The organism is Desmonostoc vinosum, from assembly GCF_059505385.1.
On sequence record NZ_JCACKM010000024.1, the window covers coordinates 1 to 17,902 of the forward strand.

Annotated in this window: 18 protein-coding genes; 8 read left to right on the forward strand and 10 right to left on the reverse strand. The window is 40.7% G+C overall.

Annotated features, from left to right (window positions below):
- Positions 1–337 precede the first annotated feature (337 nt).
- Positions 338–484: a hypothetical protein gene (locus AC5JMF_RS02680; protein WP_495794182.1), complete on the forward strand. Its 147-nt coding sequence runs from the start codon at positions 338–340 to the stop codon at positions 482–484.
- Positions 485–730: 246 nt separating this feature from the next.
- Here AC5JMF_RS02680 and AC5JMF_RS02685 read toward each other — a convergent pair whose 3' ends face one another.
- Positions 731–3,397 (reverse strand): CHAT domain-containing protein, encoded by a 2,667-nt coding sequence (locus AC5JMF_RS02685; protein ID WP_495794183.1) that lies wholly within the window; start codon positions 3,395–3,397, stop codon positions 731–733.
- A gap of 227 nt (positions 3,398–3,624) precedes the next feature.
- On the opposite strand from AC5JMF_RS02685, the gene AC5JMF_RS02690 reads away from it, so the two are divergent.
- Both AC5JMF_RS02690 and AC5JMF_RS02695 read left to right on the forward strand, forming a co-directional pair.
- Positions 3,625–4,434, forward strand: a complete 810-nt coding sequence (locus AC5JMF_RS02690) for a prohibitin family protein (RefSeq protein ID WP_495794184.1) — start codon at positions 3,625–3,627, stop codon at positions 4,432–4,434.
- A 613-nt stretch (positions 4,435–5,047) separates the two neighbouring features.
- The gene (locus AC5JMF_RS02695; protein WP_495794185.1) at positions 5,048–5,272 is read left to right on the forward strand and encodes an amphi-Trp domain-containing protein; all 225 of its coding nucleotides are present in this window, start codon (positions 5,048–5,050) and stop codon (positions 5,270–5,272) included.
- A 301-nt stretch (positions 5,273–5,573) separates the two neighbouring features.
- On the opposite strand, the gene AC5JMF_RS02700 is transcribed toward AC5JMF_RS02695, so the two are convergent.
- The 3 genes from AC5JMF_RS02700 to AC5JMF_RS02710 form a co-directional block, all read right to left on the reverse strand.
- Positions 5,574–5,948 carry a pentapeptide repeat-containing protein gene (locus AC5JMF_RS02700; RefSeq protein WP_495794186.1) on the reverse strand — a complete coding sequence of 125 codons (375 nt, stop codon included), beginning with the start codon at positions 5,946–5,948 and terminating at the stop codon, positions 5,574–5,576.
- Complete coding sequence (locus tag AC5JMF_RS02705; RefSeq protein ID WP_495794187.1) at positions 5,938–6,192, reverse strand: hypothetical protein; 255 nt, start codon at positions 6,190–6,192, stop codon at positions 5,938–5,940. The genes AC5JMF_RS02700 and AC5JMF_RS02705 overlap by 11 nt, the downstream gene beginning before the upstream one ends.
- 185 nt (positions 6,193–6,377) lie before the next feature.
- Positions 6,378–6,926: a PM0630 family protein gene (locus tag AC5JMF_RS02710; RefSeq protein WP_495794188.1), complete on the reverse strand. Its 549-nt coding sequence runs from the start codon at positions 6,924–6,926 to the stop codon at positions 6,378–6,380.
- A gap of 616 nt (positions 6,927–7,542) precedes the next feature.
- Here AC5JMF_RS02710 and AC5JMF_RS02715 point away from each other — a divergent pair.
- On the forward strand, positions 7,543–8,793 hold the full coding sequence (locus tag AC5JMF_RS02715; RefSeq protein ID WP_495794189.1) for a protein kinase domain-containing protein: 1,251 nt from the start codon (positions 7,543–7,545) through the stop codon (positions 8,791–8,793).
- A gap of 118 nt (positions 8,794–8,911) precedes the next feature.
- Here the strand turns inward: AC5JMF_RS02715 and AC5JMF_RS02720 are convergent, their stop codons facing one another.
- The 5 genes from AC5JMF_RS02720 to trxA all read right to left on the reverse strand — a co-directional run bounded on the left by AC5JMF_RS02720 (position 8,912) and on the right by trxA (position 12,620).
- A complete protein-coding gene (locus AC5JMF_RS02720) occupies positions 8,912–9,607 on the reverse strand; it encodes a glutathione binding-like protein (RefSeq protein WP_495794190.1) in 696 nt (231 codons plus the stop codon).
- Between the two features lie 171 nt (positions 9,608–9,778).
- Positions 9,779–10,546 (reverse strand): class I SAM-dependent methyltransferase, encoded by a 768-nt coding sequence (locus tag AC5JMF_RS02725; protein ID WP_495794191.1) that lies wholly within the window; start codon positions 10,544–10,546, stop codon positions 9,779–9,781.
- A gap of 66 nt (positions 10,547–10,612) precedes the next feature.
- Positions 10,613–11,278: a nitroreductase family protein gene (locus tag AC5JMF_RS02730; RefSeq protein ID WP_495794192.1), complete on the reverse strand. Its 666-nt coding sequence runs from the start codon at positions 11,276–11,278 to the stop codon at positions 10,613–10,615.
- Between the two features lie 83 nt (positions 11,279–11,361).
- On the reverse strand, positions 11,362–12,171 hold the full coding sequence (locus AC5JMF_RS02735; protein WP_495794193.1) for an SDR family NAD(P)-dependent oxidoreductase: 810 nt from the start codon (positions 12,169–12,171) through the stop codon (positions 11,362–11,364).
- Positions 12,172–12,290: 119 nt separating this feature from the next.
- Positions 12,291–12,620, reverse strand: coding sequence for a thioredoxin (trxA, locus tag AC5JMF_RS02740; RefSeq protein ID WP_495794194.1), 330 nt, complete (start codon positions 12,618–12,620; stop codon positions 12,291–12,293).
- An 80-nt stretch (positions 12,621–12,700) separates the two neighbouring features.
- Between trxA and AC5JMF_RS02745 the strand changes: the two genes are divergently transcribed.
- The gene (locus tag AC5JMF_RS02745; protein ID WP_495794195.1) at positions 12,701–13,048 is read left to right on the forward strand and encodes an ArsR/SmtB family transcription factor; all 348 of its coding nucleotides are present in this window, start codon (positions 12,701–12,703) and stop codon (positions 13,046–13,048) included.
- Positions 13,049–13,119: 71 nt separating this feature from the next.
- A complete protein-coding gene (locus tag AC5JMF_RS02750) occupies positions 13,120–13,914 on the forward strand; it encodes an alpha/beta fold hydrolase (protein ID WP_495794196.1) in 795 nt (264 codons plus the stop codon).
- A 133-nt stretch (positions 13,915–14,047) separates the two neighbouring features.
- On the opposite strand, the gene bioB is transcribed toward AC5JMF_RS02750, so the two are convergent.
- Positions 14,048–15,043 carry a biotin synthase BioB gene (bioB, locus tag AC5JMF_RS02755; protein WP_495794197.1) on the reverse strand — a complete coding sequence of 332 codons (996 nt, stop codon included), beginning with the start codon at positions 15,041–15,043 and terminating at the stop codon, positions 14,048–14,050.
- Positions 15,044–15,307: 264 nt separating this feature from the next.
- On the opposite strand from bioB, the gene AC5JMF_RS02760 reads away from it, so the two are divergent.
- Positions 15,308–16,732 (forward strand): cobyrinic acid a,c-diamide synthase CobB, encoded by a 1,425-nt coding sequence (locus tag AC5JMF_RS02760; RefSeq protein WP_495794198.1) that lies wholly within the window; start codon positions 15,308–15,310, stop codon positions 16,730–16,732.
- 152 nt (positions 16,733–16,884) lie between these two features.
- Positions 16,885–17,646 carry a PEP-CTERM sorting domain-containing protein gene (locus AC5JMF_RS02765; protein ID WP_495794199.1) on the forward strand — a complete coding sequence of 254 codons (762 nt, stop codon included), beginning with the start codon at positions 16,885–16,887 and terminating at the stop codon, positions 17,644–17,646.
- The last annotated feature ends 256 nt before the right edge of the window (positions 17,647–17,902 follow it).

Below are 17,902 nucleotides of genomic sequence, written 5' to 3' on the forward strand. Positions count from 1 at the left end.
AATTTTGCATAGTTGTTAGTGGTAATAATTATCATTCTTAAAATGAGAATTGCTGAAGCACCAGAGCTTTTAACGTTCTTAAACGATGGATGTATGGCTCAGGAGATTGTGCTTGATGCAAAGTGCAAGAGTTGCGTTCACAAAGTGTGCCGCAGTATCGATTTGTTGAGAGAGCTTTTTGGGATCTTGTACCGACCCATAGTGCGATCGCTATGTCGGTAAAATGGAAGTCCCCAAGTATGTAGGGGGTGTGCAAAAATTTTTTTAGGTAGAAAAAGCTTACTCGTTCATGAAATACTTTCTTTGATACAAGTAAGCCAATACCATAACTAATACTGTGACACTAAGAGTACAAATCCTCAAGGATAAATTGAGTCAACGTCCTGCACGCAGCGAACCACGAGTCACCAAACGCCGCCCCAAAGCCTACCCCAGATTGACCAAACCCCGGCAAGAATTACGTAAACAATTGCAGACTGCTTAATCGATAAGCGTTTCCGCTTTTCTTAGTGCCATTCGGTTAGAAACCTATGGCTAATAGCAAAAGTCCTCTCAAGAAGACTAAATCTCACAAAAAGCATAGATTTAAGTCCACTTAAGTGGACTTAACCTAATAAGAGCGAGAATTTATTCTCTGGCGGGAGATTGGGCAGGTGCAAGATCTAAGGATCGCCTAGTGGGAAGATGATTGTAAGTCTGCAATACAGGCACTTGAAAAGCTCTTGTTGCTTCAAAACCAATTACCGATAATAATGAAAGGTGCCCAGTAATATGGGTGATCGTATTGGTCATTAATCTCTGCAATATTCTTGGCATTAATTAGTTTTAACTGAGCAGCTTGCAAAGCTTGGGCTTTAGTCATGTCTGAATTACGTAATCTACTATAAAACTCTGTGACTAAATCTGCTGTAGATTCATCTCCCACAGACCATAATGAAGCCATTGCGCTTCTAGTACCAGCTTGTAAAGCTACACCTGCTAATCCCAAGGTGGCGCGATCGTCACCAACCGCTGTTTCACAAGCTGTTAATGCTAATAGTTCAACTAAATTGGAACCATTACCAGCTTGTCTTAATAAATTTTCTAGTTGATTAATTGTTAGTTTATTATTGTCTCCTGTAACTAAGAATGTATCCTCTGGAACTGTTTCAAATTGTGCGTGGGTTGCAATGTGGATAATAGGATAAACTCTATTTTTAACTTCTTTTTCTAAATTCTTAGCCGTAAAATCTAGGTCTACAAGCTTTTTACTATCAGAAAATTGCTTTTGAATTGTTTCTATTTCTAAAGGAACACTAGTGAGGCTATCAAACAATTTATCATCTACCTTCGCCGATTGACTCACAGCCAAAATTAGAGCTGGACTTGATTGGATTTTGAGTTTTTTTGTTGAAGTTAACTGTAAGCTAGGAGTTGTAGCAATGGCATATTTTTGGATGAGATATTTATTTTGTTTTTTGTCATAAAGTGCAGCCATTGGGACGTTACGCAAAAAACTATCTTGGATAAATACTAAAATTTTAATTTGCTGTGCATTTAAATATTTTTCAAAGGGGCTAATGATTAACTCATATAAAGTTTCTGCTTGTGTAGTATCGTAAGTAAATGTTTCTTGTCCAGCAATAATACTCTGACGAAATTTGTCGATTTTATCTCGAAAGACTTCTTGGTTTTGATTGATCCATTTTAAATATTTTTCTTGATTGGGTAATGTCAACAATATTCCGGTTTTGTCTTTCAAAATAATTGAACTGATAAACGCAGTATCTTTCTCTAAAATATCATCAACTGTTGTGTTATTAACTGCTGTCAGAATACAATCATTACCAAAGTAATTTTGAATTTCTGCTAATCGCAGTGAATTAATTGTTGTTAACGCACTATTTAATACTTGATTACGTTCTTGTAAGTTAGTAGTATCTAATACAGCTAGTTCTAATTGCAACTGTGCTAACTGGCGATAGAAAGGTTCAATGATATCTCGAAAATCAAATTGTAAATCGCGGTCTGCAATTAAAATATCGCTGCGTAATTTTTCTAGATTATTGTATGCTTGCTTATAAAAAGCAAGCGCTTCAGGATTTTTGTTTCTATCTTTGAGTAAAATTCTCCCAGCTTGCCACTCCCATAAATATAGGCTATCTTTAGCTTGCAAATTCTGATCTGCCATCCAAAGAGCTTTTTTAGTTAATTCTAAAGCCTTTTGATATTCCTGATGACACTCATAGAAATGACCAAGCGCTCCTAAAGCATAAGATTCCGAGCGTGAGTTTCGTAGTGTTTGAGAGACTTTTATGGCTTTGTTAAATAGTTTTTTTATCTGCTCTGGTTGTTTTAATTTTGCTGAACATTCCGTTAACGGTGAAGTATATTCAACATTGAGTGCAGGTAAATTTGCGATGGCGATCGCAGCATATACTTTATTTACAGAATTAGGTAATTGATCAATTATTTCTAAAGCTTTTTGAATATATACATCGACTTTAGCTAGATCAAATAAATTGATGCCTCTAGCTGAATAATAAAGTTGAATTAAATTCAGCAAGCTCCGCATCTCATCAGATTTATTTTTTTGTTGATTAGCTTCCTCAAAACTTGCCAGAAAATATCCCAGTGCCTGTTGATAATCTTCTGTTGCTTTTCGTTTAAATTCACTTGCTTTAATAATGCCTTGTTTCTGAGCAGATTTAGCGCGGAGATTCCATAATTGAGCGCGACTTACAAGAGTATTACCTAAACTATTGAAAATCGCAGAACTATAAAGATGACTATTTTTAGCCTCTTCAAAACGCTTAATGGCAATATCATAATTACCTTGCAAACGGTAAGCCTCACCAAGACTTCCCAATGCTGCAATTTCCCCTTGCTTATCCTTTTGTTGGAGAGCTATTTGTAATGCACTTGCTTTTTGACATCCTAATTCTTCTTGGTTTTCTGCATCAACCGTACTACACAAAATACCAATTGCTTTTCCGGTTTGCCCTAAACTAATATAAGCTTGTGCTATCTCTGTTAATGTTCTTCCCACTTTCGTAAAATCTTTAATAGAGCGATAGTGAGCAATTACTTTCTGCCAATAACTCAGCACTTGCTCATATTCACCCAACTGTTGATATACTCTTGCTAAATTTTCATTAATAATTGCTACATTTGGAAAATCATTACTTTTTTGGTATAACTCCAAAGCTGTTTTCCAAGGTTGAATTGCATCCAGAAATTCTCCACTTTTATAATTGGCAATACCTTGCTTGACTAATTGAGAAGCATTAGGAGTTTGAGCAATTGCTTGCAGAGTTGTAAACTGTAAATTATTTAAGCAAAAACAAAGTGTAAAACTGATAATAAATAGAATTATTAACCAATAGCGGATCAGTGATTTTAAAAATTGGTTGAACATTGTTAAGCTTAAGTTATATAAGTATATTTACATTAAATATCATACATGGGGTTTGGACTGAAATTATTATCTTTTTGGCTACACAGCTTATTAAATGTATACTGAGCCAAGACTGCGATCGCCAACTTTAAAATTATTAATTAGCATATTCCTACCAATTTAATGTAGTATTATAGAATACCTATTGAGAAATTTTTAGAAACACAATAAAAATTATCTGACTCAATATGAAACAGTTTCAATTGACAAATAATGCTGGTAAACTAACCGCAATTTTATTTTTAATTACAATTTTACTTACACCTTTTGTGGTAGTTGGTGCTGGAGAACGCGGCGTATTAATGCAGTTTGGCAAGGTACAAGAGCAAGTTTTAGGAGAAGGCATACATACAATAATTCCTATTGTCAATACAGTCAAAAAAATCAGCGTGAGGGTGCAAAAGCAAGAAATTTCTGCTGAGGCTTCTTCTAAAGATTTACAAGAAATTTTTACTGATGTGGCATTAAACTGGCACATCATACCTAATGAAATAAATATAGTTTTTCAAGAGATTGGTGATGAACAAGATATCATCACCAAAATTATTAACCCCGCAGTAGAAGAAGTTTTAAAAGCGGTTATGGCAAGTTATACAGCAGAAGAAATAGTTATCAAGCGAGGAGAAGTAAAATCGATAGTTGACGCTACATTGACAACTAGATTATGCGATTATCATATTTTAGTTGATGATATTTCACTAGTTCATTTTAACTTTTCGGAGAAATTTAGCGAAGCAGTAGAAGCAAAACAAATTGCTGAACAAGATGCGAAGCGAGCAGATTTTATTGCTTTAAAAGCCGTAAAGCAAGCTGAAGCTAAGATTAATTTAGCAAGAGGTGAAGCAGAAGTAAATAGATTATTGCATGATAGTTTAACTGCTGAGATTTTAGAAAGACAAACAATAGAAAAATGGGATGGAAGATTACCTTTAGTTATGAGTAAAGATGCTCCTAAGCTTTTAAATATTAGCGAGTTATTAAAGTTATCTAAAAAATAGTTGGGTAAGCTAATCTGCCTTTAACTTGCATAATCCTTTGCCTCAGAAAGACGCGGAGAGAAGTTGCGTGCGGGGGTTCCCCCCGTTGAGCAAACTTCGGGGGACGCGCTTAAGGGGAGACGCGGGGATGCAATTTGAATGATTATTAGCTTAATAGAAAATAGTAGTGTGGCAACCTTTAAATGATGCAAAAAAACTCTTGTGGAATGGACGTCTCGCTCGTCCGTGGCAGGTTTTCCGTCCCACCCCACAAGAAAACTTATTACAACATTTTAACCTGGTTACATGACTACTAAATATATTGCAACATTGGTCAAATTTACCAAGTTTTAAATTTAAATTAACCTAAATCTATATTGGGGATTGAAAAATTCACAGACAAACGCTCACAATTAGGAAGTTTTATTTCAATTCATCTAAATCTCTAATATAGATTGAAGCGTAATTCATCTTATGTCATAATTTGCTCGTTGTCTTAAATTTAAATGAAGCGAAATCACTATAGCAATCCTGAATCATTCGTGAGAACTAAGATCCCTAACTTCTCAAAGAAGTCGGGGATCTGGACATCGCGAATTATCACATTTAACTTTGATTATATGCAGAGCCAGCCATGAATAACGAAGCGGATATTGATGTTGAGAAATCATACTCCAAACAAGAAGTTGTCTCGAAGCTACGGCGATTAGCAGACGCTTTAGAGCAAAATAAAGCTTTTCAGATTTCTGTTGCAGGAGAGCGCATTTATGTACCATCAGAGGTGACGATCACATTTGAGTATGATCGTACCGAGGATGAGCAGGAATTAGAAATTGAATTCAAATGGAAGCGCTCATAAGTTTATTTGCCAGAAGTTGAGCAATTAAAACATAGCTAAATTGCACAAGTCATTAGTCATTTGTATTGACAAAGGACAAATAACCATAAAAGCTGCATTTTGGTAGGAACAGCCACCAAAATGCAGTCAAAAGGTGCTTAATGTTTCCGTTTTAGTTACATAATTAAGGTACACATCTGTAGATAATGCGTCTATCCCTTACGCAACATTGATTTGAAAAATTTTGCTCAATGATATCAATTATCAGTTTTTGATGGTAAATGCTTAATTTGTATATATATATGTAAAAGGCTGTTTTTTGCTAGATTTCTAACTTACACATATTGCTGCTAATAGGATCAAAACCTCTAGAAAATCGAGTGCTTTCATCATAATAAGCTCCAGTCAAATTCGCTCCATACAGCTTGGCATGGTTCAGCTTTGCTCCTCGGAGATTTGCTTCATTGAGTTTAACACCGCTTAAATTTGCTCTAGTCAAGTTTGCTTTAGCTAAATTAGCTCTACTCAAATCTGCACCCCAAAGTTTGGCTTTGGCGAGATTAGCTCCGCTCAAATTGGCTCCCCATAAATTAATTCCAGGTAAGTAGGCTCCTATTAGCTTGATTCTACTCAAATTGACTGCTGGAAAATATTTTTCTCCAGCAGCGTAACGTCGCATTAATTCCTCAGCATCCATAGGAGTGAACCTTATTCAGCAGTACCGAAGCTATTTGCTCCCATTCTTGACGGAATTCTCCTGAAAACTCTGGCTGGTGGCTGCGTCGATACCAGTAACGGGCATTATTCAAATCACCCTCTTGTCGGTGCAGGTAGGCATGAACCCAAGCACTATCAGCATCGTTGGCATTTTGAACTATTTCATGTGCTTGATGCCAATCACCTTTGTTGTCATACCACAAAGCTTGCATAGCTTTCGGCATTGTCTGGAGACATGAGGGTTGTTTTTCGATCAATAGCTCGAATTCTTCTATATTCACTATCGCCATCCCAAAAAGTATCAAACCTCTATTTCCAAGATACTATTTGGTTTGGCTAGTTGTTTGGGAATGGAGGTACTGGGGAATTAGGAATGGGAAGAAAATTTGCCAAATGACAACTTGCATTATTACATTCGATTTTGCTCGACTATAATCGTTTCAAAATTAAAAGAACTGATTAGGCGATCGTCAATAAAGACCTCTATTTTATACTGACCAGCTGGATCACCGGGGGCAATTGTCCAAAAATTTTCAATTACACCATTTGGAGCTGATTGTGTGCGCTTTGTCTCTGCTGTAGTGCCATCAGTTGAGATGGAAAAGTTTTCACCGTTGTCTGTACTCCAGGTTTCCGGACGTTTTGGCAAGCGCAGAACTTCGCGCCATTTGACTTCCCCTTGATAATCTCTCAGCTTAATCCGCCAGCCGTAAGCATTGCCCTCAATCAGTGGTATCTTGTTGGTTTCAACAAGAATAGTTTGGCCTTCAGAGTCAACCCTTTTGATACCAAACTCTGCTTCACTGACGATAACTGGTTTTGCAATTGTTGACTGAGAATATATTGTAGGTTTTTGCACTAAACTAGAACTGGAGTTGAGTGGCTCAGAAGCTATCACCCCAGATATCAGCCAAGAAGATGATAGCACAACTGTAGCAGTCCAAATTCTCATCAGCATAGTTTTTTGGTCAGGTACTGGTACTTATTCAGTCACTTTAGGTGGTTTTCCGGGTTGAAGGTGCTTAAGTAAGTTGAAAGTATTCAAATATTACCACTTGGTAGGTTGAAAATGGGGAGTGGGCTTCTCCTGTTGGAGACGCTCCGCGAAAGACTTCGCTCAGCCCACGTAGTTCACGGGGTTATACCAATTCGTAATGACGCTCAAGGACTCGCTACCGCTGCGCTAACGTAATTCGTAATGACGCTCAAGGACTCGCTCTAAGCGAAGCTATGCCGTAGGCTTTACGCTGCGAAGCGCGTAGTTCGTAATTAAGAAACTCTTATCTTAGTATGGGTTTCGGAGTTTGAATGTGTAGCCGAGTTTTAGAGAATTGGTATTAGTCATGGGCTTCGACTTCGCTCAGCCCACGTAGTTCACGGGGTTGGTTATGGGCTTCGACTTTGCTCAGCATACGATGCAGCTTATGGGGAATTGCGAATTGTTTAATCCCTATTCCTTTTCATCTCAATTGGGTTATTGTCTAAAATATAGATATTTAATGAAATAAACCTCCTTGTGCATAAGAGGGGGCAAAATAAAAGATAAGTAAGAGCGATTATAAGCGCCACCTTTCATGAGCTACTGTCTTCATCCCCCTTGTTCAAAACCAGAAAATCCGAATGATGTTAAGTTTTGCTTGAATTGTGGTTCTAAGTTACTCCTCAAAGAACGCTACCGTGCTATTAAACCAATAGGACAAGGTGGTTTTGGTAGAACTTTCTTGGCAATGGATGAGGATAAACCTTCAAAACCGCACTGTGTAATTAAGCAGTTTTATCCTCAAGCCCAAGGCACTAATACTGTGCAAAAGGCGGTAGAGTTATTTAACCAAGAAGCAGTGCAACTGGATGAATTGGGAAAACATTCACAAATTCCCGAACTCTTGGCATATTTTACCCAAGATGATAGACAGTATCTTGTACAAGAGTTTATCGATGGGCATAATTTAGCCCAGGAACTTTCACACAAGGGTGCTTTCAACGAAACACAGATTCGGCAATTGCTGGATGATTTGTTATCGGTTTTGCAATTTTGTCATGCTAGACAAGTTATTCACCGTGATATCAAGCCTGAAAATATTATTTTGCGTAAAAGCGATGCCTACGGGAAGGGCGAAGCCCAACGCAAACTAGTTTTAGTCGATTTTGGTGCTGCTAAATCTGCCACTGGCACTGCCTTAAATAGAACTGGGACTAGTATTGGTAGCCCGGAATATATGGCTCCAGAACAAATTAGAGGTAAGGCTATTTTTGCCAGCGATATTTACAGTTTGGGCGCTACTTGCATTAACTTATTAACTCGGCGATCGCCTTTCGATTCATATGATATCAGTCATGATACTTGGGTTTGGCAGCAATACCTCACAACTCCTGTTAGCAGCCAGTTGAGTCGTATTCTCAACAAGATGCTAGAAAGTATCCCTGTTCGACGTTATCAGACAGTAGATGAAGTTCTTAACGATTTGAATCAACCGTGGGAAGCACCTGCCACATTGGTAATACCAGCACAACCCACAACCCCACCTACGACTGCTGCACCCACATTATTTGTCAACACATCTAATAGTCAAACAGAGCAAGAACCATCAGCACAACCTACTACCATCTCATCTGCCAATTCTGCACACACATTATTTGTCAATAAATCTAATAGTCAAATTGATCAAGAATTAGAAGAAATGAAAACTCAATTTATGCAAGGTGGTAAATCTCCTAATAATTCTCAACAAAAATCTTCTAATTCAACATCTCAACCTACTAGCAAAAGCAAAATAGATGAAGAATTAGAAGAACTAAAAGCTAAATATTTAGGAAATAATTCTTGAAAGAATAGGGAATAGGGAATAGTGAATAGGGAATAGGGAATAGGGAATAGGGAATAGTCATTGATTATTCTCCGCGTCCCCCTCATCTCCCTCACCCTAACTGATTCATGCAAGAAGTTTATTGAACAGTCTTTGCTGACTGGTTGAATAACAAATCTCGTGATTTCTCGAGATCCAATGCTTGATTTTTGAAGGTTTCTGCTTTTTCGTAGGCGCGAATTGTCGCGGGACGGGCTTTGATTGTCTCAAACCAGCGCTTGAGGTTGGGAAAGTCTTCTAGTTTTTGGCCTTGGCGCTCATAAGGCACAATCCAAGGATAGGCGGCAATATCAGCGATGGAATAATCGCTTGCGATAAATTCTCTATTTGCTAGTTGCTTATCTAGCACCGCATATAAGCGTCCTGTTTCCTTCACGTAGCGATCAATAGCATACTCAATTTTTTCGGGAGCGTAGATACTAAAGTGATGATTTTGTCCAGCCATTGGCCCCAGTCCTCCCATTTGCCAGAATAACCACTCTAAAACTACAACGCGATCGCGCAAATCTTGAGGAATCAATTGACCGGTTTTTTCTGCCAAATACAGCAAAATCGCCCCAGACTCAAATACCGAAATCGCCCCACCCCCATCTTTTGGTTCTTTGTCAATAATCGCTGGAATGCGGTTATTGGGAGAAATCTTGAGAAAGTCGGGCTGAAATTGCTCTCCAGCACCAATGTTCACAGGAACAATGGTGTAAGGCAGTCCGCTTTCTTCTAAAAACATTGTGATTTTATGTCCGTTTGGTGTCGTCCAATAATAAAGCTCAATCATGATTGTTTCCTTGATTAATGAAATTATTTGCCTAGACAGGGAGTAGGGAGTAGGGAGTAGGGAGTGGGGAGTGGGGAATAGAGACGCAAACACGCGGAGAAATTTTCTCCCTCCCTCATCCCCCTCATCTCCCGGTTACTGAGCGAAGTCGAAGTGCATCCCCGCCTCTCTTCAATCAACACGGGCGATCGCAGCCCAAACTCGATGATGAACTTGAAGAATTGGTGTAGTAAATTTTACTTGCAGTAATGCCGCTAGTTCTCGGTCAAATATTTCCACTTGATCTGGTGTGAGGCTGGCTCCCACACCAGCACTAGCACGAATTCGTCCCCGCCAATCTTCATGGGTATAAGGCACAAATACATCGTAAGAAAATGTTTGGATTTCTCGGAATTCTCCTTCGGCAAGATCTTGTAACCACAAAGGGTGCAAACCATTGCCACCGCCCATTTTCCACGCTGGATTGTGCGTTTCTATCAGTTGTTCGGTTGCTTCAACCACATTACCTTTTAAGGGTATCCAATCAAAATGAGCGATCGCAATATACCCATTTGATTTGAGGATACGTACCACTTCTTGCACCGCACGCGGACGGTCAAACCAATGCCAGCACTGTCCAGCCGTAACTACATCTGCACTTGCGTCTGGTAAACCAGTATTCTCGGCAGTAGCCACGCGATAATCAACTTCTTTAAGTTGAGCAGATTGGTCTAACTGTCTAGCTTGTTCAAGAAGTGAGACTGACGGATCTATACCAATCACATGACAACCTCTAGCTGCAAACCCACGCGCCAACGTGCCTGTTCCTGTGCCCAGATCAACAACATTCTGCTGTGCTAAGCCAATACCATGTTCAGCGAGTCTGTCAAATAACGAACTAGGAAAGCCAGCACGGTGTTTTGCATAATCACCAGCAGTCGCACCAAAATCTATTTTCATAAGTGAGTTGGGAATGGGGAATTGGGAATTGGGAATGGGTGTTTTTGATTTCTCCCCTGCTCCCCACTAACCTTCATAAGGATTATCGATTCTGTCTACAGAAACGTTATAGGCATAGGGTAAGCGGCCTGGATTTAAACGTGGTTCTGCTGGATAGCCAACAGGAACTAAAACAGCGATCGCTATATCTGGATTATCTAGCGCCCCAATTACTTCTTTTACTTTCTCTTCAACCCAGCCATTCATAAAGCATGTGGATAACCCCAGACTTTCAGCTGCTAATACTAAATGGGTGGCAGCAATAATCGCATCTTTGATGGCATATTCGCGTCGCTTGTCTCCTAAAGAGGCTTGAAATTGAGGAATTGAGTTTTTAAAGTAGTTAGTTGTACCCTCGTTCCATGCACCAGTTTGCAGTCCTTGCTCTAAAATTGGGGTCAAGTCTTTATCGCCTGCACTCGAATCGGCAGCAAAGACAAAAGTGACGGGTGCTTGTACAATTTGCTTCTGATTCCACGATGCTGCTGATAGGGCTGCTCTTTGTGCTTCATCTTGCACTATAATAATGCGCCAATCTTGAAGATTAAAACTGCTAGGTGCAGCTACAGTCAAATCTACCAGTTGCTTGAGCAATTCTGGAGCAATAGGGTCTGTTTTGAAAGTTTTGATTGAGCGACGCTGAATAATAGCGCTGGGTACATCTAAAGGTTGGGTTTGGGTGATAGAACTCATGAGACGCTCCTGTTTTTTTAATTTATTTGGTCATTGGTCACTAGTTTTAGACAAACAACAAAGGACAAATGACAAAGGACAAATTAAACAATCGACTGTATAACACCACCGTCTACCCGCAAAGCTGCACCATTGGTTGCTGAAGCTAGGGGACTAGAAAGATAGACTACCATTGCTGCAACTTCTTCGCTAGTTGCGAAACGTTTAATTAAGGAAGTTGGACGCACATTTTGGAAAAATTCAGCTTCTATTTCAGATGGGCTAACACCACGTTCTTGTGCCATCTTGGCGATAAAGTCTTCAACACCTTCTGAACGGGTTGGCCCTGCTAAGACGCTATTTACAGTAACTCCACTGCCAGCGCTAATTTGTGCTAAACCCCTTGCAATCGCAATTTGGGCCGTTTTAGTCGTACCGTAGTGAATCATTTCTGTAGGAATCTGAACGCCAGATTCACTGGAGATAAAAATTATCCGTCCCCAGTTTTGCTCTAGCATCTTTTGCAAGTATTGCCGACTTAAGCGGATACCACTGAGGACGTTAACCTCAAATATGTGAAGCCAGTCTTCATCAGTAATATCGAAAAATGCCTTTGGCTCGTAAATGCCGAGATTATTAACTAAGATATCGATGTGAGAAACTTCTTGGAAAACTTGCTCAACTCCAGCTTTGGTTGCTGTGTCGGCAACGACACCAAAAACTTTAGCGTCGGGAGTATTTTGCTTAATTTTATTGATCGCCTGTGCCACTCTGTTCTCAGACCGACCGTTGACAATCACCGATGCACCTTCTTGTGCTAATGTCTGAGCGATCGCAAAACCAATACCTGCGGTCGAACCACTCACTAGCGCGGATTTACCTTCTAATTTCAAGTCCATTTCGCTTTGCCCCATTTTGCGAATTTTGGATTAAACAAACTTTGGGAATTGGGAACGGGGACGCGGGGACGCGGAGAAATTTTCTCCCTCATCTCCCTCATCTCCCCCTGCCCCCTGCCCCCTACCTCTCATCGTTAAGATGAAATATGCTGTCCTAATGTCTTATTCAAGGTAGTTTTGGGAACTGCCCCAACAACGGTATCCACTTGCCGACCCCCTTTAAATACCATTAATGTTGGGATGCTCCGAATACCATAATGACTGGCGACAGTAGGATTTTGGTCTGTGTTTAGCTTCACCACTTTTACCTGTCCTGCATATTCTACGGCAACCTCGTCTACTACCGGAGCTACCATCCGACAAGGGCCACACCAAGGTGCCCAAAAGTCAACTAATACCGGAATTTCACTCTCTAGGACTTCTTGCTTGAATGTGGCTTCTGTAACATTTGTAATGGATGACATAACTGTCTTTCCGATTTAATTCTATAATTCGATAATATCGAATTATAAAAATATATGCCACTTTACGAGATAATGCAATTATGAGATTCCTATATCATCCAGATAGAAAAGATATATCTTTACCGGGAGTGCTGTATGCATTAGGCGATCCAGTACGGTTAGAGATTGTGAGGTTATTAGCCACCAAGGGTGAAGAGTGCTGTGCTGGATTTGATTTTGCGATCGCCAAATCCACCATGTCCAACCACTTTAAAATTTTGCGAGAGTCGGGGATAGTCTTGACGCGTAAAGAGGGGACACAGCATATCAATAAGTTGCGCGGTGAAGATTTAGAAGCATTGTTTCCAGGATTGCTGGATGCAGTATTGCGATCGGCACAACCATTAGTAGATACCACAACATCTAAACAGACAGCTTCAAAAGTTTAACAGTGGGGAGTGGGAGGGATAAAAAGCAGGGGAGGCAGGGGGAGAATTACGAATTACGAATTAGTGTAACTATGACAAAAATTCAAATTAATGGAATTGATTTGTTCTACGACATTAAGGGTGCGGGTGAGCCATTATTATTAATTGCTGGCTTCATGTGTGATCATGCTTATTGGTCGTTAATCATGCCATCGTTGGTTTCGCACTATCAAGTGATTCGTTTAGACAATCCTGGTATGGGAAGAAGTTCTGCTCCCAATGGCCCCTATAGTTTAAAACAGATGGCGAGTGATGTTGCGACATTGCTTGAATATATCGGGATTGACAAGGTGCATTTGGCGGGTCATTCAATGGGTAGTCAGATTGCCCAAGAACTAGTTTTATCGCATCCAGAAAAGGTAAAAAGTCTGATGCTGCTTTCATCTTGGGCCAAGGGTGATGTGCGATTTCATAGCATCATAGAGACTTGGGGCAACCTTCCCAGCAGTATAGATTTGAGGCTTTATGAAAAAGTGATATTGCCTTGGATATTCACAGATGAGTTTTATGCAATTCCGCAAATGATAGAACAGCTCATCGAGTTTGCAATTAACTATCCTTTTCTACCGACGAACAGCACACTTTATCATCACAGTCAAGCTATTATTAGCGCTGATACATCAGACCGCCTCAAAGATATTCACTGTCCCACCTTAGTTTTAGTTGGTCAGCAGGACATTCTGACGCCAATAAAGTTTGCTCAGCAACTAGTACAAGACATTCCCAATGCTGAACTTGTGATTATTGAAAAGGGGGGTCATGGCTTCTTAGTTGAGTCCCCAGATGCTGTGGTTTCAGTGATGCTCAATTTTTTAGCAAAAAGGTAGAATGTCTGGGTAATTCGTAATTCGTAATGACGCGACGCTCCTGTGTCGCTCTAAGCGAAGCTATGCCGCAGGCTTTACGCTGCGAAGCGCGTAATTCGTAATTATTTATTCTCCCCCTGCTTGCTCATCTCCCTCATCCCCCTACTCCCAACTCCCTCTTCGAGGGGGGACGGGTTTCTAAGCCGAGTAAATTGAGCATTTCTCGGTCAGCATTATAATCTGGACAAGGGGTTGTCACTGTTAGCATTTTGTTGTCGTCGCTCGAAAAGATAGAATTGGCTCCTGCCATGAAGCAAAAGGCTTGTTCAACTTTGGAGAGTCTAGCCCTACCGGCGCTGAGACGTACATCGGAAGTTGGCATAGTAATTCGTGCTGTGGCAATCATTCGCACGACTTCCCAAATGGAGACATCGGGCTGATTTTCTAAAGGTGTACCTGGTACTTGCGAGAGAATATTAATTGGTACAGACTCAGGATGAGGATGCAGGTTTGCTAAAGTGTGTAACATTCCTACACGGTCATCAACACTTTCGCCTAAACCGAGGATGCCGCCAGAACATACGGTGACATTTGTTTGCCGGACATTCTCGATTGTGTTTAGGCGATCGCTATATGTCCTAGTGGTAATAATAGTGCTGTAATATTCTTGGGAGGTATCCAAGTTATGGTTATAAGCATAAAGTCCCGCTGCTTCTAATCGCTTGGCCTGATTTGCGCTCAGCATCCCCAGAGTACAGCATACTTCTAAACCCATTGAGGTTACGTCCTTAACCATTTCTAGGACTTCCTCAAATTGTGAGTTATCTCGCACTTCCCGCCAAGCAGCACCCATACATACACGACTTACACCCATTTCTTTAGCTTTTTGGGCAATGCTAACTACTGTTTCCTTTTCTAAAAGTGCTTGCGGTTTCACCTCTGTTTTGTAGCGAGAAGATTGGGCACAGTAGCTACAATCTTCTGGACAACCTCCCGTCTTGATAGAGATGAGCTTGCAGACTTGGATTTTTCTGGGATCATGATATTGACGATGCACGCTAGCAGCTTGATAAACCAGCTCTAGCAGTGGCATATCATATATTGCACGAATTTCTGCTTCCTGCCAATCGGAGCGTATTTCTAGCGACATTCAACAACCTCACAAAATTAGATAACTGATGACTGGGGATGAGGGGGATGAGGGAGACGCGGGGGATGAGGAGGATGAGGAGGATGAGGGAGACGCGGGGACGCGGAGAATAATCAATTCCCCAGTCCCCAATCCCCAATCCCCAGTCCCCAGTCCCCAATCCCCAGTCCCCAATCCCCAGTCCCCAATCCCCAAATAATCTAGCCCCTAGCCCCTGATCTCTTAGAATAGTTTAATGCCTAACTCAAAATTTCTAACTTTTTCATGGGTCTGATCATTGCCGGAGAACGCAGTGGGGTGGGCAAAACAACTGTTACGCTTACCCTTTTAGCTTCTTTATGTCGCCGAGGTTTACAAGTACAGTCTTTTAAAGTGGGGCCAGACTATATTGATCCCATGTTCCATACTTATGTGACAGGACGCGCTTGTCGGAATTTAGACCCAGTTCTCACTTCAGAAACTTACGTGCAGCAATGTTTTGCTGATCATAGCCAATTAGTTGAATATACTTTAGTAGAAGGAGTGATGGGGTTATTTGATGGGGTTTCGTCATTTGCAAAAGACAAAGAACAGATAACTGATTTTGCCAGTACAGCTCACATCGCTCGGCTACTAAATTTACCTGTATTATTAGTAATTGATTGTAGTCGTTTGTCTGGTTCTGTAGCGGCGATCGCCCATGGTTATCGTTCCTTTGATGCGAGAATTAAAATTGCTGGAGTGGTGCTTAATCGCGTAGGAAGCGATCGCCACCTCTTCCTACTCAAAGAAGCCCTACAACCTTTGCAATTACCCATTCTCGGCGTGCTAAGGCGTCAAGATAACATCACAATTCCCGATCGCCATTTAGGTTTAGTACCAACAGCAGAACTTCCCCAACTAAACACTCTCATTGATCGCCTTGCAGACTTGGGTGATACTTGCTTTGACTGGCAAAATTTATTACCTTTACTGCAAACATCTCTTCCTCATCCCCGGTTGGTGAGCGGAGTCAAACCACATCCCCGGTTGGTGAGCGAAGTCGTACTGCGAAGCAGAACCCGCAGGATACCACATCCCATCAGAATCGCCATTGCCCGCGATCGCGCTTTTAATTTTTACTACCAAGACAATCTCGATTTGCTGCAACAGTTGGGTGCAGAACTGATTTTCTGGAGTCCTTTAGTAGATGCGGAACTACCATCGGATGTGCTGGGAATGTATTTTGGGGGTGGTTTTCCGGAGGTGTTTGCCCAGCAACTTGCAGAAAATACCAGCGCTCGTCAAGCAGTGCAGACTGCTATTTTAGCTGGAATGCCGGCGATCGCCGAATGCGGGGGATTGATGTATTTGTGTGAGCAAATTATCGACTTTGCAGGTAAAGTTTGGCCGATGGTGGGAGTTTTGCCTACATCGGCTGTCATGGGTGAGCGTCTTACCTTGGGTTATCGTCGTGCCGTCGCTCTGCAAGATAGTTTACTATTGCCAGTAAGTATAAATATTTACGGACATGAGTTTCATCGTTCTCGTTTAACCTCAACTCCCCATCAGCCTTTATTTGAAACTTATCGTTACGATTGTGAAGAAAAAATTGGATGTGAGGGATGGGGTTGCCCAATGAATATTCACGCCTCTTACATTCATTTGCATTGGGGAAAAAGTCAAGAAATTCCGCTGCGTTTTCTCCAGCAATGCCAAAGAAGAGATTAGGGGCTAGAGGCTAGGGTGTAGCTGAAGTCACTATGAACTGCTATCAGCGAATATTTAAATTTTTTGTAAAACTTAAGTATAAACCCTGGTATTAACAAAAGTTGATGTTAGGATTCTGTCATCTGAATCTGCAATCAAAAACTTATACCAAAATGATCATCAAAAACCTCTTCCGCAAAATTGCTTCTACGGTAGCTACTGGTGCTGCTTTTACCATGGCGATCGCTTTTGAAGTCCCTCAAGCCCAAGCAGTACTTTTGAGTATCTCTAACGCAGGATTTGAAGACTCTGTAATTGGCGAAGAAGGCTTTACTATTAATGTGCTACCAGGTTGGGAATTATACGATCCATCAGATATTATACCTGCTGATCCGGGTGCGACTCCGGTTTTTGGTGCTTATAATCCTTCAGCTGATGCTTTTGCTGGCGAAGCACCAGAGGGCAATAATGTTGGATATCTATATTTAACTAATCCTCCAGGAAGTGGCATTGTTGGCATCACACAGACGCTGACTAGTATTTTAACAGCAGACACAAAATATACCTTAGAGGTTGAGGTTGGTAATATTCCTCCCTTTGGTGGTTTTACTACTTTGGCTGGTTTTCCTGGCTACGTTATTCAACTACTGGCTGGAGGAACTGTAATTGCAGAAGATTTTAATAGCCAAAGCGTGGCGGAAGGAGCTTTTATCACCTCAACTTTATCCTATTTAGCTTCAGCCAATGACGCCAATTTAGGGAAATCATTAGAAATCCGATTGCTTAGTAACTTACAAAGCGAAGGTATAGAAGTCGATTTCGATAATGTGAAGCTAGATGCAACTAAAGTTCCTGAACCTACATCAATTTTGGGTTTGCTAGCACTAGGCGCTTTCGCTGCAAGTTCAGTCTCGAAACTATCAAAACAATGCTAATAATTACTAATTCACATCACACGTAATTCGTAATTAAAAATATGTCTGTAACAAAAATCCCCATAAATAAATTAAGGGGATTTTTTTATTATTTGTAAATGTGTCATAAGCACATTAAATAATTCGTAATTCGTAATGACGCTCGATGACTCGCTACCGCTGCGCTAACGTAATTCGTGATTAAATTCGTTATGATTAGCTTGAGATTGGTACTTGTAGCTAATGCGATCGCCTACCGATTATAGCGTCTTGTCTA

Bases quoted from the DNA above. Each gene is read 5' to 3' on its own strand.
- AC5JMF_RS02685 (WP_495794183.1), bottom strand. From the start codon at position 3,397: ATGTTCAACCAATTTTTAAAATCACTGATCCGCTATTGGTTAATAATT.
- AC5JMF_RS02690 (WP_495794184.1), top strand. From the start codon at position 3,625: ATGAAACAGTTTCAATTGACAAATAATGCTGGTAAACTAACCGCAATT.
- AC5JMF_RS02695 (WP_495794185.1), top strand. From the start codon at position 5,048: ATGAATAACGAAGCGGATATTGATGTTGAGAAATCATACTCCAAACAA.
- AC5JMF_RS02700 (WP_495794186.1), bottom strand. From the start codon at position 5,948: ATGGATGCTGAGGAATTAATGCGACGTTACGCTGCTGGAGAAAAATAT.
- AC5JMF_RS02705 (WP_495794187.1), bottom strand. From the start codon at position 6,192: ATGCCGAAAGCTATGCAAGCTTTGTGGTATGACAACAAAGGTGATTGG.
- AC5JMF_RS02710 (WP_495794188.1), bottom strand. From the start codon at position 6,926: ATGCTGATGAGAATTTGGACTGCTACAGTTGTGCTATCATCTTCTTGG.
- AC5JMF_RS02715 (WP_495794189.1), top strand. From the start codon at position 7,543: ATGAGCTACTGTCTTCATCCCCCTTGTTCAAAACCAGAAAATCCGAAT.
- AC5JMF_RS02720 (WP_495794190.1), bottom strand. From the start codon at position 9,607: ATGATTGAGCTTTATTATTGGACGACACCAAACGGACATAAAATCACA.
- AC5JMF_RS02725 (WP_495794191.1), bottom strand. From the start codon at position 10,546: ATGAAAATAGATTTTGGTGCGACTGCTGGTGATTATGCAAAACACCGT.
- AC5JMF_RS02730 (WP_495794192.1), bottom strand. From the start codon at position 11,278: ATGAGTTCTATCACCCAAACCCAACCTTTAGATGTACCCAGCGCTATT.
- AC5JMF_RS02735 (WP_495794193.1), bottom strand. From the start codon at position 12,171: ATGGGGCAAAGCGAAATGGACTTGAAATTAGAAGGTAAATCCGCGCTA.
- trxA (WP_495794194.1), bottom strand. From the start codon at position 12,620: ATGTCATCCATTACAAATGTTACAGAAGCCACATTCAAGCAAGAAGTC.
- AC5JMF_RS02745 (WP_495794195.1), top strand. From the start codon at position 12,701: ATGAGATTCCTATATCATCCAGATAGAAAAGATATATCTTTACCGGGA.
- AC5JMF_RS02750 (WP_495794196.1), top strand. From the start codon at position 13,120: ATGACAAAAATTCAAATTAATGGAATTGATTTGTTCTACGACATTAAG.
- bioB (WP_495794197.1), bottom strand. From the start codon at position 15,043: ATGTCGCTAGAAATACGCTCCGATTGGCAGGAAGCAGAAATTCGTGCA.
- AC5JMF_RS02760 (WP_495794198.1), top strand. From the start codon at position 15,308: ATGGGTCTGATCATTGCCGGAGAACGCAGTGGGGTGGGCAAAACAACT.
- AC5JMF_RS02765 (WP_495794199.1), top strand. From the start codon at position 16,885: ATGATCATCAAAAACCTCTTCCGCAAAATTGCTTCTACGGTAGCTACT.